This is a genomic window from Porphyrobacter sp. ULC335, assembly GCF_025917005.1.
GTDB lineage: Bacteria > Pseudomonadota > Alphaproteobacteria > Sphingomonadales > Sphingomonadaceae > Erythrobacter.
This window is the reverse complement of the sequence record NZ_CP078091.1, coordinates 529,695-543,698: the sequence shown is the minus strand read 5'-3', so window position 1 is coordinate 543,698 and position 14,004 is coordinate 529,695. Positions and strand designations below refer to the sequence as shown.

Genomic DNA, 14,004 nt, shown 5'->3' with positions numbered 1-14,004 from the left:
CGCTTTCTGAATAAGTTCGTCGCCCCGTGCTTGACACGGGGCTTGGCTAACTTCGGATCTGAACGCCGAAGAAAAAGCCGAGCCCCGTGTCAAGCACGGGGCGACGCGGTTTTGGGGTGATGAAGTGACGCGAACCCCGCAGTTTCGCTTGTGCGCCAAGCCAATGTGAGTCACTATTATTGACATGACTGTCAGTAGTAGCGCCGCCTATCACCACCCCCTTCCGCTGGATACCGTGTTCGAGGCGATGAGCCTTCCGGCGATGTTCGAGCGCACGATGCGCGCCAATCCGGAAGCGCCATTCCTGCATTTTCTGGGGCGGACCTACAGCTACCACCACATCTTCACACAGGCGCAGGCCTTTGCCGCTGGCTTGCAGGCGATCGGCATCGCCAAGGGCGACCGGGTCGGCCTGTTCCTGCCCAATGTGCCGATCTACGCCGCAGCCTATTACGGCGCGATGATGGCCGGCGCGGTGGTGGTGAACTTCTCGCCGCTCTATTCGGTCGAGGAACTCGCCTGGCAGGTGGGCGATAGTGGTACGCGGGTCCTGGTGACGCTCGATGTGCCCGAACTCTACAAGACAGCGCACAAGGTGCTCGAAGGCTCATCGCTGGAGACGCTGGTGGTGGGCAGCCTTGCCGACATGCTGCCGTGGTACAAGGGCATTGCGCTCAAGCTGCTGAAGCGCAGCCAGATTGCCAAGGTTGCCTATGGCCCCGCAGTGCGCAGCTGGACGGAGATGACGCCGGGGCGTCCCTGCGCGCCGGTCGAAGTCACCGCGCAGGATCTCGCCCTGTTGCAATATACCGGTGGAACGACCGGGCGGCCGAAGGGCGCGATGCTCGGGCATGACCAGCTTTCCGTGAACGCGCAGCAGGTCGCCGCGCTCAACCCCTTCGGCAATGCCACCGCCGAGGTGTTCATGGGGGCGCTGCCGTTCTTCCACGTCTTTGCCAACACCGCGCTGCTCAACCACGCCTGCGTGACGGGCGCGTCGATTGCGATGGTGCCGCGCTTCGAGACGAAGCAGGTGCTCGCCACGATCCAGAAGTACCGCTGCACCGGCTTTCCCGGCGTGCCGACGATGTTTCAGGCGATGCTCGATCACCCCGACCTCGCCAAGACCGACCTTTCCAGCCTCAAGGTCTGCATTTCCGGCGGCGCGCCGATGCCAGGCCCGGTGCATGTCCGTTTCGAGGAGACCACCGGCGTGCGTCTGGTCGAAGGCTATGGCCTCACCGAAAGCGCGGGCGTCGTTTCGGCCAACCCCTATGACGGCACCCGCAAGCGCGGGACGATCGGCCAGCTGATCCCGGGGACCGAAGTGGTGTTGCTCGACAAGGAAGACGCGTCACAGCTCGCGCCCGAAGGCGAACCGGGCGAACTCGCCGTCCACGGCCCGCAGATCATGCGCGGCTACTGGAACCGGCCTGAGACGGATGCCGAGACCTTCGTGGAGCGCGGCGGCAAGCGCTACCTGCGCACCGGCGATGTCGCGCGGATCGATGCCGAGGGCTTCCTCGAGATCGTCGACCGCATCAAGGACATGATCGCGGTGAACGGGTTCAAGGTCTTCCCCAGCGTGGTCGAGGATGTGATCCTCGAGAACCCCGCCGTGAAGGAGGCGCTGGTGATCGGTGTGCCCGACGAACAGCGCGGCGAGGTGCCGCGCGCCTATGTGACGCTGAACGAAGGCGCGGCGGCAACCGGCGCGGAACTGGCGGCTTGGCTCAACGCCAAGATCGGCAAGCACGAGCGCGTGGATCAGGTGGTGGTGCGCGAAAGCCTGCCCAAGACCATGATCGGCAAGCTGGATCGCAAGACGCTGCGCGCCGAGGTGCTCTAGACCCTGTCCAGCGCGGACCAGACCCCCGCTAGACCCCTTCCAGCCACGTTCACACCCCTCGCAGCGCCTGTGCTGCAAGGATGTTTCACGTGAAACATTGCGGTTTGGGGCGGCTTATTCCGCCGCCTCGACACGCGCGGTCGGGACAGCCTTGACCGCCTGGCGTGCATTCGGCGCAAAGCGGCCATCGACCTGCGCGCCCTGTTCGATCGTCAGCGCATCATAATGCACATCGCCATCGATCTGCGCGCTCTTGAGGATCACGAGTTCGCGGGCGGTGATCGATCCGGAAACCTTGCCCGAAAGCCGCGCGCTTTCAGCCACCACGGCGCCGTGGATGCTGCTCTTCTCGCCTTGGACCAGCGCGGCGCACTTGATGTCGCCTTCGATGGTGCCGTCGATGTGCAGATCGGCGGTGGCGCTGATATCGCCCTTGATCACCACATCCGCGCCGATCACCGAAAAGGTCGAACCCGAGGCCATGAAACTGCTCCTGTTAGCGGGCCGCGGGGGCGGCGGGGCGGTCAGATCCGGTTCGGCGGACTTCCTTGAGAACATCGGGGGCAGCCTCCAGAAACGGGCGCGGATTGACCGCGCGGTCATTGATGCGGACTTCGAAATGCAGGTGCGGACCCGTAGAGCGACCAGTGCTGCCGAGACCGCCGATCGTGGCTCCGGCGGCGACCGGCTGGCCGACCTTCACGCCGATCCGCGACAAGTGGGCGTAACGGGTCAACATCCCGTTACCATGCGTGATCTCGATTGTCTGGCCATAGCCCGATTTCCATCCGGCAAAGCTGACCCGCCCATCGGCGGCGGCGAAGATCGGTGAACCGATGGCGCCCTTGAAGTCGATCCCGGCATGCATTGCGCCGTGACCATTGAAGGGATCGCGGCGATAGCCGAAGCCCGAGGTGATATTTTCCACGCTGGCCGGCACGACCTGCGGAATGCCGTCCATCGCGCGTTCGAGCACCGCCATACGCGCGAGGCTGAGGCCGAGGCGTTCAAAGCGCGGGTCGATATCGTCGCCCCCGCCCATGATCGCTTCGAAAGGACCGCCCATGGCGGCTTGCGTCTGGCGGCTCATGGCCTTGGGATCGAGGTTCAGCTTGCGCATCGCGGCCTCGGCGCGGCGGGCGCGGGCATCGGCGAAACGCGTGAGCCGCTCGGCAAAGGCGAGCTGGCGGGCTTCGATTTCGGCAAGACCCTTGGCCTGGGGGATCAGTGCGCTGACCTTCTTCACTGTCGCGCCGGCTTCTGCGGTCGAATCGGTGATGGTGCCGCTGGCCGCGCCTTCCTTGACCATGTCCTCGGGCAGCATCCGCGCCATTTCTTCGAGGAATTCCTGACGTTCCTGAAGATCGTCGACCACCTTGTCGAGATTGCCGCCATAGGCCTTCAGACGCTCGCTGGCGGTGGCGACCCGTGCCTTTTCCTCAACGAAGGAGGCAAGATCGGATTCGGCGCGATACTGGCCCCAGGCCATGACCGCGAGCGCGACAAGCCAAAGGAAGGCGACCGCGACCACACCAGCGGCAACGCGGATCTGCAGCTTCGACGAAAGCTTGATAAAGCGCACCTGACCATCGGCGCGCATGAAGAACTCACGATCAGGGAACCACTGCCGCAGCCGGTCTCCCCACGTTTGTGTGGTATTCCTGTCTGACAATTGCGGCCCCGATTATTTTATGTGTGCCCCACGGCGCGCCGCTAACAGGCAGACCACCTATGGTCGAATCCTACGTCGCCATCACAGGTGAATCGGTGTGGATTCACGGTGAAGTGATCGGGTTTGATGCGGTTAATGCAATACCGGTGTGACAGGCCTTGCGAATCCTCCGCATCCCGAGCGAATCGCCAATGCGTCGACGGGCCTGACACTTGGCCGCGCGAATGCTAGACGGGCCATCATGAACCAGACCGCGCCTCTTTCTCCCGCCGATCCCGAAGCGCTGGTGACGGGCCTCGCCAAGGCCGCACGAATCGCCCAGCGCCAGCTTGCCGCAATGCCGAGCGCCGCGCGCGCCGCCGCGCTCCACCGCGCGGCCGAAGCGCTGCGGGCGGCGACGCCAGCGGTGCTGGAAGCCAATGCTCTCGATCTGGCAGCGGGTGAGGCGAACGGGTTGTCGAAAGCGATGCTCGACCGGCTGGCGCTTGACGAGGCACGGCTCGCCAGCATTGCCGATGCGGTGGCGGCGGTCGCCAGCCTGCCCGATCCGGTGGGGCAGGTGATCGACCGGTCCGAGCAGCCCAACGGGCTGAAATTCCAGCGTATCCGCGTTCCCATCGGCACGATCGGGATCATCTACGAAAGCCGCCCCAACGTCACCGCCGATGCCGCCGCGCTGTGCGTGCGCGCGGGCAATGCGGCGCTGCTGCGCGGGGGGAGCGAGGCGGTGCATTCCAACCGCGCGATCCATGCTGCCCTCGTCGAAGGTCTGGTGGCGGGCGGCGTCCCGGCTGATGCCGTGCAACTCATCCCCTCGCAGGACCGTGCCTGCGTCGGCGCGATGCTGACCGCGAGCGGCCTGATCGACATGATCGTGCCGCGCGGGGGCAAGAGCCTCGTCGCCCGCGTGCAGGCTGATGCGCGGGTGCCGGTGCTCGCGCACCTCGACGGCATCTGCCACACGTACATCCATGCGGCGGCCGACCCTGCGATGGCGGAGCGAATCGCGCTCAACGCCAAGCTGCGCCGCACCGGAATCTGCGGGGCGATGGAGACACTGCTGATCGATTCGGCCTTCCCGCAAGGCCCCGCGCTGGTAAGCGCGCTGATTGACGGGGGCTGCGAAGTGCGCGGTGATGGACGCACCCAGGCGCTCGACCGGCGGGTGATCCCTGCGAGCGCCAATGACTGGGACACCGAATATCTCGACGCGATCCTCTCGGTCGCGGTGGTCGACGGGCTGGAGGACGCGCTGGCGCATATCGCCCGCCATTCCTCGGCGCACACCGATGCCATCGTGACGTCGGACGATGTGGTGGCAGAGCGTTTCCTCACCGAGGTCGACAGTGCCATCGTCATGCACAATGCCTCCTCGCAATTCGCAGACGGGGGCGAATTCGGCCTTGGCGCGGAGATCGGGATTGCCACCGGACGGCTTCACGCGCGCGGGCCTGTCGCGCTGGAGGGGCTGACGACCTACAAGTGGCAGGTCCGCGGCGCGGGCCAGACCCGCCCGTAACCGCCTTGGCGTCACGCTCCACCTATACCGGCCTCCTTGGCGGCAGCTTCAATCCCGCGCATGGCGGGCACCAGCGAATCACGCTGTTCGCCCAAGCGGCGCTGGGGTTGGACGAGACCTGGTGGCTGGTTTCACCCGGCAATCCGCTGAAGCCGCAGACGGGGATGGCCCCGCTCAAGGCGCGGCTGCTGTCTGCCCGCAAACAGGCCCGCCGCGCACGGATCGTGCCGACCGCGATCGAGCAGCAGCTTGGCACGCGCTACACCGTGGAGACTCTCGCCAAGCTCGTCCGGCGCTACCCCAAGCGGCGCTTCATCTGGCTGATGGGGAGCGATAATCTCGCCCAGTTGCACCGCTGGAAGGACTGGCGACGCATCGCGCGGACAATGCCGATTGCGGTAATCGCCCGCCCCGGCTATGATGGTGCCGCTATGACGAGCCCCGCCATGGCCTGGTTCAGACGCTATCGAGTGTCTGCCACCAGTATTCGGAAACGGGGGCAATGGAGCGCACCGGCCCTGGTGTTATTGCGTTTCGATCCAGATTACCGCTCGGCCACGGCGATTCGCCGTGCCAATGCCGGGTGGGCCGCGAATTATCTCGGCCAAGGTTCGGATCGGACGCATCGAATGGCACCGGTGCGTGATCGGCTGACATTCCGCAAAGTCCGCTCAGAGGAGGACGCATGAGGCGCTGTACCGGCGTTTCGGCTCGTTCTTTGGCTGGCCTGCGTGGTGTGTGCTTCCTTCGCCCTGAACTCTGGAGATACGTGATTGCCGATGACCGAAGCCTTGATCGCATCCCTGCCGCAGGGCGCGGTGCAAGCCGCCGCCCAGCTTTCCCAGTCGCTGGGCAAGCCTGAAATGGGCGCTGCAGCCCTGCACCAGCTGGTGCTCGCACAGCTTGACGATGATCAGGCGCAGGAAGTTGTCTCGATCCCGCTCGAAGGGAAGAGCTCGATTGCCGATCACATGGTGATCGCCAGCGGTCGTTCGACCCGTCAGGTCGCGTCGATGGCGCAGAAGCTGGCCGAGAAAATCAAGCACGCCGGGTTCGGCCACGCGCGGATCGAAGGCCTTCCGGCTGCCGACTGGGTGCTGATCGACGCGGGCGACGTGGTCATCCACCTGTTCCGCCCCGAAGTGCGCACCTTCTACAACCTTGAACGCATGTGGTCGTTCGAGGGGTCGGAAGCGTCGATGTTGGGGCGTAATTAGTTTTCTTTACGAGGGCGCCTCCGCGCCCTCGTCCTCGGCGCTGTTTCGAGCCCTTCGGGCTCGAGCGCCTGCGGCTCGCGCCGTGCGCTCGCGGCCCGCTTTGCGGGCCGAATCAGCGCCCACAGCATAGGGTGGCGTTTTGCTTCTCCACATCATCGCTCGTGGCAAAATCGGTCGCTCGCCCGAGGGCGAGTTGGTCGATCGCTATGCCAAGCGCCTGACTTGGCCGGTGAAGTTCACCGAATGGCCCGATACCGGCGCTGGCAAGGTGGCTGATCCGTTGACGCCCTGCCGCACGGTGCTGCTCGACGAGCGCGGGAAGGCGATGTCTTCGGAGGATTTTGCCCATCTGCTCGGGCGCTGGCGCGATGAGGGCGTGCGCGAGACGCGCTTCATGCTGGGCGCGGCGGATGGCCATTCCGATGCCGAGCGGGCGAGCGCCGACCTGCTGCTCGCCTTTGGCCCGGCGACCTGGCCGCACATGATGGCCCGCGCGATGTTGATGGAACAGCTCTACCGCGCCACCACGATCCTTGCAGGGCATCCCTATCATCGGGCATGACGCCATCATGCCACGGCACATCGCTCTCGCATTGCTGACCATGACCGGCACCGTTGCGGCGCTGGCCTTCGCTTTGCCCGCAACGCTGGCAGCCCCGGCGACAACGCTGCTCGAAGCGGACGATGCCGAAGCCGCGCTCGCCCGCGCCACCCGCGAAAGCCGCCTTGCCGAAACCCGCGCCGCGCGCCTGACTGCCGAGGCCGAAGCCGCGACCGAGGCCGCAACCCGCACCGCCAGCGAAGCCGCCGCGCTCGCCGCGCGCATCCAGCAGGCGGAAGCCGAGATCGAAGTCGCCCGCGCGAAGCTCACCATCGCCAAGGGCCAGCGCGCCACCCTGACCGCGCGTCTTGCCGCCAAGCAGGAGCCGACCGCGCGCCTCGCTGCCGCACTTCAGACTGCCTCCCGCCGCCCGCTGGCGCTGTCCGCCTTGCAGCCGGGGTCATTGCAGGACGTGGTCCATGTCCGCGCCGTACTGGGGAGCGCTGTGCCGCAAATCCGCAAGCGCACCGCCGCGCTGCGCAGCGATCTTGATCGGGGCCGCGCACTGGAAGCGCAGGCCGCACGCGCGCTCACCCAGCTGCGCGACGGCGAGAGTGCCTTGCGCCAGCGCCGCAGCCAGCTTGCCGCGCTCGAACAGCAGCAGCGCATCGCCTCGCGCACCGCCAGGGGCGCGGCTCTGCGCGAGGGCGAGCGCGCGCTGGCACTGGCCGAGGAAGCGCGCGATCTTGATGGACTGGTCGACAAGCTGGGCGAAGTCGCCGCGCTGCGCAGCGAGCTTGCCGCGCTCCCCGGACCGGTGCTGCGCCCTGCCGATCTTGCCGCAGCCTTGCCGCCCGAGCCTGCGCCCGCCCCCAGCGCGAGCGCGCCGCCGCCCGCCGATTTCCAGCTTCCGGTACAGGGCCGCACGTTGACCGGGTTCGGTGCCAAGCGGGAAAGCGGGCTGGCATCGACCGGGTTGACGCTCGCTCCGGCCCAAGGCGCGCAGGTCGTTGCCCCGGCACGCGGGCGGGTGGCCTTTGCCGGCGCCTATCGCGGCTTCGGGCGAATCGTCATCATTGAACACGCGGGCGGCTGGACCAGCCTCGTCACCGGGCTGGAACGCGTGGACGTCGCGGTGGGCGATAGTGTGATCGGTGGCAGCCCGGTGGGGCGGGCGAGCGGCGCAGCGCAGCCGGTGACGATCGAATTGCGGCGTGACGGAAAGCCCGTCAATCCCTTGCAATATCTACGATAAATTCACGAGTTGGGGTCGAGGCCGACGCGGCCTTGTCCCGCGCAGGCACGTTTGCAGGACGCCCTTCGCTCTCATCTGGCGTTCAGCCCGGCAAACCTATACATTCGCGTGACAAAGGAGCCTTGCCCGTCACATGAAAATCGCCGCTCTCCTGCGCAGCGCCGCGCTGGTCACCGCCGTCGCGCTGATTCCCGCCACCACTGCCACCATGGCGCAGGTCGATGGCCGCGCCGGGCCTGAATTTGCCAAGCTCTTCGCGGTGTTCCAGCGGGTGAAGGCGAGTTACGTCGAACCGGTCGAGGATGACGTGCTGATCCGCGGCGCGATTGACGGGATGCTGGCCGCGCTCGACCCGCACTCGGCCTATCTCGACGGGAGCGATCTCCAGCGCCTCGAAACCATGATCGACGGGCAGTATTCGGGCCTCGGCCTGTCGGTCGTGATGGAGGATGGGGCGGTCAAGGTCGTCTCGCCGTTCCGCGGCAGCCCGGCCGAAGTCGCCGGCATCAAGGCGGGCGATTTCATCACGCACCTTGATGGCAAGCTGATCGTCGACACCAAGCTGGATGACGCCGTGGCGCAGATGCGCGGGCCGAAAGGCACCTCGATCCAGCTCACCATCTTCCGTCCGGGCCGCACCGAACCGCTTGAGGTGAACGTGACGCGCGGCGTGATCGAGCTGGAGCCGGTCACCTCCGAACTGGCGTCGGGCAATATCGGCGTCATCACCGTCAACGAATTCTCCGCCAATGTCGGCGCGGATGTCTTTGCCGCGTGGCAGGAGATCAAGAAGAAGGCCCCCGGCGGGCGCGTCAGCGGGCTGGTGCTCGACCTGCGCAACAATCCGGGCGGCAGCCTCGATGAATCCGTGGCGCTCTCCGACCTGTTCCTGACCGATGGACGGATTGTCAGCCAGCGCGGGCGCGCGCGGGGCGAGACGATGCTCTATGATGCCGAGACGGTCTATCGCGGCGACATGGCCGAAGGCGTGCCGATGATCGTGCTGATCAACGCAGGCTCGGCCTCGGCTTCGGAAATCGTCGCGGGCGCATTGCAGGACCACCGCCGCGCGCTGATCATGGGCGAACGCAGCTTCGGCAAGGGTTCGGTGCAGTCGTTGCTGCCGCTGGGCAAGGACGCCGCGCTGAAACTGACGACCGCGCGCTATTACACGCCCACGGGCAAATCGGTGCAGGAAGGCGGGATCAAGCCGGACATCACTGTGCCGCAAATCTCGGACCCTGACTTCGTGCTGCGCCAGAAGTACCAGACCCGCGAGAGCGATCTGCGCGGGCACCTGATCAACGAGCTTGGCATCAAGGACGAAGAGATGGAGGCGGACAAGATCGCCGATCCGCGCTTCCAGCTGACCGCCGCCCAGCTTGAGGAGCAGGGGGTCAAGGACTTCCAGCTGAATTACGCGATGGATACCCTGCGCCGCACCACCAAGAGCACCGTGGCGCTGCGTCCCGCTGTGCGTCCGGCCAAGCCGTAAGGGCCGACGAATGGACAATCTGGGGAAGGCCCGCGCGCTCGCCGTGCTGGTCCCGGCGGTCTTGCTGGGCGGGGCTTACGTGTCGCAATACGGCTTCGGCCTGTACCCGTGCGAAATGTGCTGGTGGCAACGCTACCCGCATTTCGCGGCGCTCGGGCTGGGCATTGCCGCTTACTGGCTGAAGCCGCCGCAGGTGTGGACCGCGCTGGCAGGGTTGGCGATCCTCACCTCTGGCCTGATCGGCGGATTCCATGCGGGGGTCGAATATCACTGGTGGGAGGGGATCACCGCCTGCACCGCTCCGGCGTCGGGCGTGAACGTCCTCGATTTCAACGCCGCGCCGCTGATCCGCTGCGACGTGGCGCCGTGGACTTTGTTCGGTATTTCGCTCGCGGGCTTCAATTTCCTGATTTCGAGCCTTGCGGGTGCGGCCATTGTGGCGCTGGCTGCGTATCGCAAGTAAGGGGTTGGCAAAGGAGCCGATGATGCAACGCGATGAACTCCACCGGATGATCCGGGTCGACCAGGCCGGCGAATTCGGCGCGACCCGCATCTATGAAGGCCAGCTTGCCGTGATGGGCGATCGCGGGCCGCACTCGGCCGAGATCCGCCATATGGCGGCGCAGGAAGCCGAGCACCGCGCCAAGTTCGATGCCCTGCTCGCCAGGCGCGGCGTGCGTCCGACGGCGCTCCATCCCTTCTGGTCGGCGGCGGGCTATGCGCTGGGCGCTGGCACAGCGCTGCTCGGCCCGGAAGCCGCAATGGCCTGCACCGCAGCGGTCGAGACTGAAATCGACAAGCATTACACCGAGCAGCTCGAGCGGCTCCAGGCGACCGGAGCCGACCCCGAGCTCGCCGAAATGATCGAGGCGTTTCGTGCCGAAGAGCTGGAGCATCTCGATGCGGCCATGGCGAATGGTGCCGAGCGGGCGCCTGCCTATCCGCTGCTGGCGGGTGTGATCCGTTTGGGGTGCCGTATCGCCATCCGGCTGAGCGAGCGGGTCTGATTACTCCCTTCACCGCGCGTTCAGTCCCCGCCCACTAGACAAGCGGTCCCGCGCGGGGGCATGGCTTTCGCCGACGTCCGCGTACCGATAGAGGATCACAGCGCCATGAAGCATCTGATCGCCCCCGCTGCCGCTCTTGCCGCGCTTGTCGCCGTCGGCAGCCCAGCTGTCGCGCAAAGCGCCGACGAGAAGATCAACATGGTCATCGCCTATAGCGAAGCCGAATGTCCCGTCGCCAAGCCGGGCGAAGTGGTGATCTGCGAAATTCTGGTCGAGGCCGACCGGTATCGCATCCCCTCCAACCTGCGTTACAGCGATTCGCCGGAGAACAGGTCGCGCGCGGGGCTGGTCGAAGAGATCAAATATGTCGGCGATTTCGGTGCGATGAGCTGCAGCCCGGCGGGCGCGGGCGGGTTCACCGGCTGCACGCAGAAGTTCATCGAAGCCGCCTACAAGGACCGCGCCGAGGAAGACGGCGTGCGCTTTGGCAAGCTGATCGAGGAAGCGCGGGCCGAGCGTCTCTCCACCATCGATGCCGATGCCGCCGCGGAGCAGGAGCGGGTCGAGATGATCGAGCGCGAATATATGCAGCGGCTGGAGCGTGAGCGCGCAGGCGAGGTGCCGGGTGAAGGCGCCCTGCCGCAGCCGCCCAAGTAAGCCAGCCTTACACTCTGTAATAATCCCGATACCACGCCACAAACCGCGCCACCCCTTCGCGGAACGGGGTCTGCGGCGCATATCCGGTCAGGGATTTGAGCAGTGACGCATCAGCCCAGGTCGCGGGCACATCGCCCTGCTGCATCGGCATGAAGTTCTTCACCGCCTCGCGCCCGCATTCCTCTTCGATGGCGGTGATGAAGTCCATCAGGCGCACCTTGTCGCCATTGCCGATATTGACCACACGGTACGGGGCGACGGGGGAGAGGCTGTCACCCTCGGCGATGTCCTCGGGCGTCTCGGGCCGCACCGGGGCCGCGTCGATCAGCAGGCGGATGCCGCGCACCAGATCGCTGACATAGGTGAAATCGCGGTACATCTCGCCATTATTGTAGATGTCGATCGGCGTGCCTTCGAGGATCCCGCGGGTGAACTTGAACAGCGCCATGTCGGGCCGTCCCCATGGGCCGTAGACCGTGAAGAAGCGGAACATCGTCACCGGCAAGTCCCAGAGGTGCGCGTAGGAATGCGCCATCGCCTCGTTCGCCTTCTTGGTCGCGGCGTAGAAGGTCAGGGGCGTGTCAACTTTCTGGTCCTCGCCGAAGGGCATCTCGGTGTTCGCACCGTAGACCGAGCTGGTCGAAGCCATCAGCAGATGATCGACGCCAAGCTCGCGTGCGCATTCCATGACGTTGAAGGTGCCGATGAGGTTCGCGTCGACATAAGCGCGCGGGTTCTCGAGCGAGTAGCGCACCCCTGCCTGCGCGGCGAGGTGGACGATCACATCGGGCTTTTCCGCCAGCGCCAGCGCGCGCAGGGTGTCGAGATCCTCGAGCATCCCTTCGGTGCAGGTGAAGTGCGGGTGCTGGAGCAGCATCTGGTGCCGCCGCTGCTTGATCCGCACATCATAGTAATCGGTCATGCCGTCATAGCCGACGACGCTGAAGCCTTCCTCCAGCAGCAGCTGCGAGAGATGAAAGCCGATGAAGCCGGCCGTGCCGGTGACGAGAACCTTGCGCATAAACCGAGCCTTAGGCGAGGGGTTTCAGGAAAGCACCCTCAAGAAAGCGCGATATCGGGTGCGTCTTCCTGCTTCATGCCGACCACATGGTAGCCCGCGTCGACATGGTGCGTCTCGCCGGTGACGCCGGAGGCAAGGTCGGACAGCAGGTAAAGCCCTGCGCCGCCGACATCCTCGATCGTGACATTGCGGCGCAGCGGCGCGTTCAATTCGTTCCACTTCAGGATGTAGCGGAAGTCGCCGATCCCGCTCGCCGCCAGCGTCTTGATCGGCCCTGCGCTGATCGCGTTGACGCGGATGTTGCGCGGGCCAAGGTCATTGGCGAGATATTTGACGCTGGTTTCCAGTGCCGCCTTGGCAACGCCCATGACGTTGTAATGCGGCACGACCTTTTCCGCGCCGTAATAGCTCAGCGTCAGGATCGCCCCGCCGGTATCCGGCATCATTGCAGACGCACGCTGGCTGATCGCCACCAGCGAATAGGCCGAGATGTTCATGGTATTCAGGAAATTCTCGAGGCTGGTGTCGACATAAAGCCCCCGCAGCTCGTTCTTGTCGGAATAGCCGATCGCATGGACAACGAAGTCGAGCGTGTCCCAGCGCTGTTTCAGCGTTGCGAAGGCTGCGTCGAGCGATTCCATCCGCGCAACGTCGCATTCGAAGGTGAAATCGCTGCCCAGTTCGGCGGCGAGCGGGATCACCCGCTTGGCCAGCGCCTCGCCCTGATAGGAGAAGGCCAGTTCGGCCCCCTGCTCGGCGAGCTTCTTGGCGATGCCCCACGCCAGCGACTTGTCATTGGCAAGACCCATGATCAGGCCGCGCTTTCCTGCCATCAAACCGTTCATTGATGCCTACTCCTTGGATGGCTCGGCGGACGGCAACGATTCCAGCGCCAACGCCGCATTCAGCTGCGCGCCAATAACGAGGCCGAGACCGACGAGCCAGAAAAACAGCAAAGTGACGATACTTCCGGCAAGACTGCCGTAGGTGACGTCATAGGAAAATGCGCTCCGCAGCAGCACTGGCAGCGCCGCTGTGACCGCCAGCCACCATGCTGTGGTGAACACCGCGCCCGGCCATTTCGGCCATCGTCTGCCGCGATAGCGGGACGGGGTGAGGGTGATGAACAATACCCACAGCGACAAGGCAAGCCCGAGCCCGGGCAGGATTCGCGACAGGCTGAGCGTGTCGATCCATTCGGCAAGCTGCGGCGCGGCGGCCCGGATCACCTCCTGCGCCCCGCCGATCAGCACCTGCGCGAACAGCGAGAGCATCAGCATCACCACCGCCGCAAGGATCAATCCGGCCGAGAAAAGGCGGGTCTTCCAGAAAGCGCTCACATTCTTGGTGCCATATGCGCGGTGCAGGATGTCGCGGATCGTTTCGATCAGGCTCGAAACGGTCCACAGGCCAACTGCTCCGCCCGCCCACAACAGCCAGCCCGAGCGCGCATAGATCACCGTCTCGGCGACCGGCACGATCACCGTGGCGACCGAACTCGGCATGGCCCGCGCGACGGACAGAACAATCGTCTGCGCATTCTCGCGCCCGCCGATGATGTCGAACAGCGCCGCGCCGAGGATGAAGAAGGGAAATATTGCCAGCATCGACAGGTAGGCGAGGTTGCCCGCGTGGATGAACCCGTCGTTGAAGGTGTGGACCGCAACGCGGCGGGTCACCGCCCAGACACGCTGTCTCCCGCCGGAATGCGGGGCTGACGCTGGATTGTCGGTTGCGGTCATAAAGTCAGCCCTCCGGCTGGCGTGCGGCC

Annotated in this window: 15 protein-coding genes; 10 read left to right on the top strand and 5 right to left on the bottom strand. The window is 65.5% G+C overall.

Going from position 1 to position 14,004, the window contains the following annotated elements:
- Positions 1-184 precede the first annotated feature (184 nt).
- Positions 185-1,849 (top strand): AMP-binding protein, encoded by a 1,665-nt coding sequence (locus tag KVF90_RS02570; protein ID WP_264393285.1) that lies wholly within the window; start codon positions 185-187, stop codon positions 1,847-1,849.
- A gap of 114 nt (positions 1,850-1,963) precedes the next feature.
- Here the strand turns inward: KVF90_RS02570 and KVF90_RS02565 are convergent, their stop codons facing one another.
- A complete protein-coding gene (locus KVF90_RS02565; RefSeq protein ID WP_264393284.1) occupies positions 1,964-2,332 on the bottom strand; it encodes a bactofilin family protein in 369 nt (122 codons plus the stop codon).
- A gap of 13 nt (positions 2,333-2,345) precedes the next feature.
- Positions 2,346-3,449, bottom strand: coding sequence for a M23 family metallopeptidase (locus KVF90_RS02560; protein WP_264393283.1), 1,104 nt, complete (start codon positions 3,447-3,449; stop codon positions 2,346-2,348).
- A gap of 313 nt (positions 3,450-3,762) precedes the next feature.
- On the opposite strand from KVF90_RS02560, the gene KVF90_RS02555 reads away from it, so the two are divergent.
- From KVF90_RS02555 to KVF90_RS02515, 9 genes are all read left to right on the top strand, one after another.
- On the top strand, positions 3,763-5,040 hold the full coding sequence (locus KVF90_RS02555) for a glutamate-5-semialdehyde dehydrogenase (protein ID WP_264393282.1): 1,278 nt from the start codon (positions 3,763-3,765) through the stop codon (positions 5,038-5,040).
- Positions 5,004-5,729, top strand: coding sequence for a nicotinate-nucleotide adenylyltransferase (locus KVF90_RS02550; RefSeq protein WP_413677001.1), 726 nt, complete (start codon positions 5,004-5,006; stop codon positions 5,727-5,729). Before KVF90_RS02555 ends, KVF90_RS02550 begins: the two co-directional genes overlap by 37 nt.
- Positions 5,730-5,903: 174 nt before the next feature.
- Complete coding sequence (gene rsfS / locus KVF90_RS02545) at positions 5,904-6,257, top strand: ribosome silencing factor (RefSeq protein ID WP_264394628.1); 354 nt, start codon at positions 5,904-5,906, stop codon at positions 6,255-6,257.
- Between the two features lie 139 nt (positions 6,258-6,396).
- Positions 6,397-6,819, top strand: coding sequence for a 23S rRNA (pseudouridine(1915)-N(3))-methyltransferase RlmH (locus KVF90_RS02540; protein ID WP_264393281.1), 423 nt, complete (start codon positions 6,397-6,399; stop codon positions 6,817-6,819).
- Positions 6,820-6,826: 7 nt separating this feature from the next.
- Complete coding sequence (locus tag KVF90_RS02535) at positions 6,827-8,053, top strand: murein hydrolase activator EnvC family protein (RefSeq protein ID WP_264393280.1); 1,227 nt, start codon at positions 6,827-6,829, stop codon at positions 8,051-8,053.
- A gap of 133 nt (positions 8,054-8,186) precedes the next feature.
- On the top strand, positions 8,187-9,548 hold the full coding sequence (locus KVF90_RS02530; RefSeq protein WP_264393279.1) for a S41 family peptidase: 1,362 nt from the start codon (positions 8,187-8,189) through the stop codon (positions 9,546-9,548).
- A gap of 10 nt (positions 9,549-9,558) precedes the next feature.
- Positions 9,559-10,011: a disulfide bond formation protein B gene (locus tag KVF90_RS02525; protein ID WP_264393278.1), complete on the top strand. Its 453-nt coding sequence runs from the start codon at positions 9,559-9,561 to the stop codon at positions 10,009-10,011.
- A 22-nt stretch (positions 10,012-10,033) separates the two neighbouring features.
- Entirely contained in the window at positions 10,034-10,555 is a 522-nt protein-coding gene (locus tag KVF90_RS02520; protein ID WP_264394626.1) for a demethoxyubiquinone hydroxylase family protein, read from the top strand.
- A gap of 105 nt (positions 10,556-10,660) precedes the next feature.
- Positions 10,661-11,212 (top strand): hypothetical protein, encoded by a 552-nt coding sequence (locus tag KVF90_RS02515; RefSeq protein WP_264393277.1) that lies wholly within the window; start codon positions 10,661-10,663, stop codon positions 11,210-11,212.
- A gap of 7 nt (positions 11,213-11,219) precedes the next feature.
- On the opposite strand, the gene KVF90_RS02510 is transcribed toward KVF90_RS02515, so the two are convergent.
- The 3 genes from KVF90_RS02510 to KVF90_RS02500 are packed head-to-tail and all read right to left on the bottom strand — an operon-like array spanning position 11,220 to position 13,975.
- Positions 11,220-12,233 carry an NAD-dependent epimerase/dehydratase family protein gene (locus tag KVF90_RS02510; RefSeq protein ID WP_264393276.1) on the bottom strand — a complete coding sequence of 338 codons (1,014 nt, stop codon included), beginning with the start codon at positions 12,231-12,233 and terminating at the stop codon, positions 11,220-11,222.
- 38 nt (positions 12,234-12,271) lie between these two features.
- Entirely contained in the window at positions 12,272-13,078 is an 807-nt protein-coding gene (gene fabI, locus KVF90_RS02505) for an enoyl-ACP reductase FabI (RefSeq protein WP_264393275.1), read from the bottom strand.
- Between the two features lie 6 nt (positions 13,079-13,084).
- Positions 13,085-13,975 (bottom strand): YihY/virulence factor BrkB family protein, encoded by an 891-nt coding sequence (locus KVF90_RS02500; protein WP_264393274.1) that lies wholly within the window; start codon positions 13,973-13,975, stop codon positions 13,085-13,087.
- Positions 13,976-14,004: the final 29 nt, after the last annotated feature.

Bases quoted from the DNA above. Each gene is read 5' to 3' on its own strand.
- KVF90_RS02570 (WP_264393285.1), top strand. From the start codon at position 185: ATGACTGTCAGTAGTAGCGCCGCCTATCACCACCCCCTTCCGCTGGAT.
- KVF90_RS02565 (WP_264393284.1), bottom strand. From the start codon at position 2,332: ATGGCCTCGGGTTCGACCTTTTCGGTGATCGGCGCGGATGTGGTGATC.
- KVF90_RS02560 (WP_264393283.1), bottom strand. From the start codon at position 3,449: ATGCGCGCCGATGGTCAGGTGCGCTTTATCAAGCTTTCGTCGAAGCTG.
- KVF90_RS02555 (WP_264393282.1), top strand. From the start codon at position 3,763: ATGAACCAGACCGCGCCTCTTTCTCCCGCCGATCCCGAAGCGCTGGTG.
- rsfS (WP_264394628.1), top strand. From the start codon at position 5,904: ATGGGCGCTGCAGCCCTGCACCAGCTGGTGCTCGCACAGCTTGACGAT.
- KVF90_RS02535 (WP_264393280.1), top strand. From the start codon at position 6,827: ATGCCACGGCACATCGCTCTCGCATTGCTGACCATGACCGGCACCGTT.
- KVF90_RS02530 (WP_264393279.1), top strand. From the start codon at position 8,187: ATGAAAATCGCCGCTCTCCTGCGCAGCGCCGCGCTGGTCACCGCCGTC.
- KVF90_RS02525 (WP_264393278.1), top strand. From the start codon at position 9,559: ATGGACAATCTGGGGAAGGCCCGCGCGCTCGCCGTGCTGGTCCCGGCG.
- KVF90_RS02520 (WP_264394626.1), top strand. From the start codon at position 10,034: ATGCAACGCGATGAACTCCACCGGATGATCCGGGTCGACCAGGCCGGC.
- KVF90_RS02515 (WP_264393277.1), top strand. From the start codon at position 10,661: ATGAAGCATCTGATCGCCCCCGCTGCCGCTCTTGCCGCGCTTGTCGCC.
- KVF90_RS02510 (WP_264393276.1), bottom strand. From the start codon at position 12,233: ATGCGCAAGGTTCTCGTCACCGGCACGGCCGGCTTCATCGGCTTTCAT.
- fabI (WP_264393275.1), bottom strand. From the start codon at position 13,078: ATGAACGGTTTGATGGCAGGAAAGCGCGGCCTGATCATGGGTCTTGCC.
- KVF90_RS02500 (WP_264393274.1), bottom strand. From the start codon at position 13,975: ATGACCGCAACCGACAATCCAGCGTCAGCCCCGCATTCCGGCGGGAGA.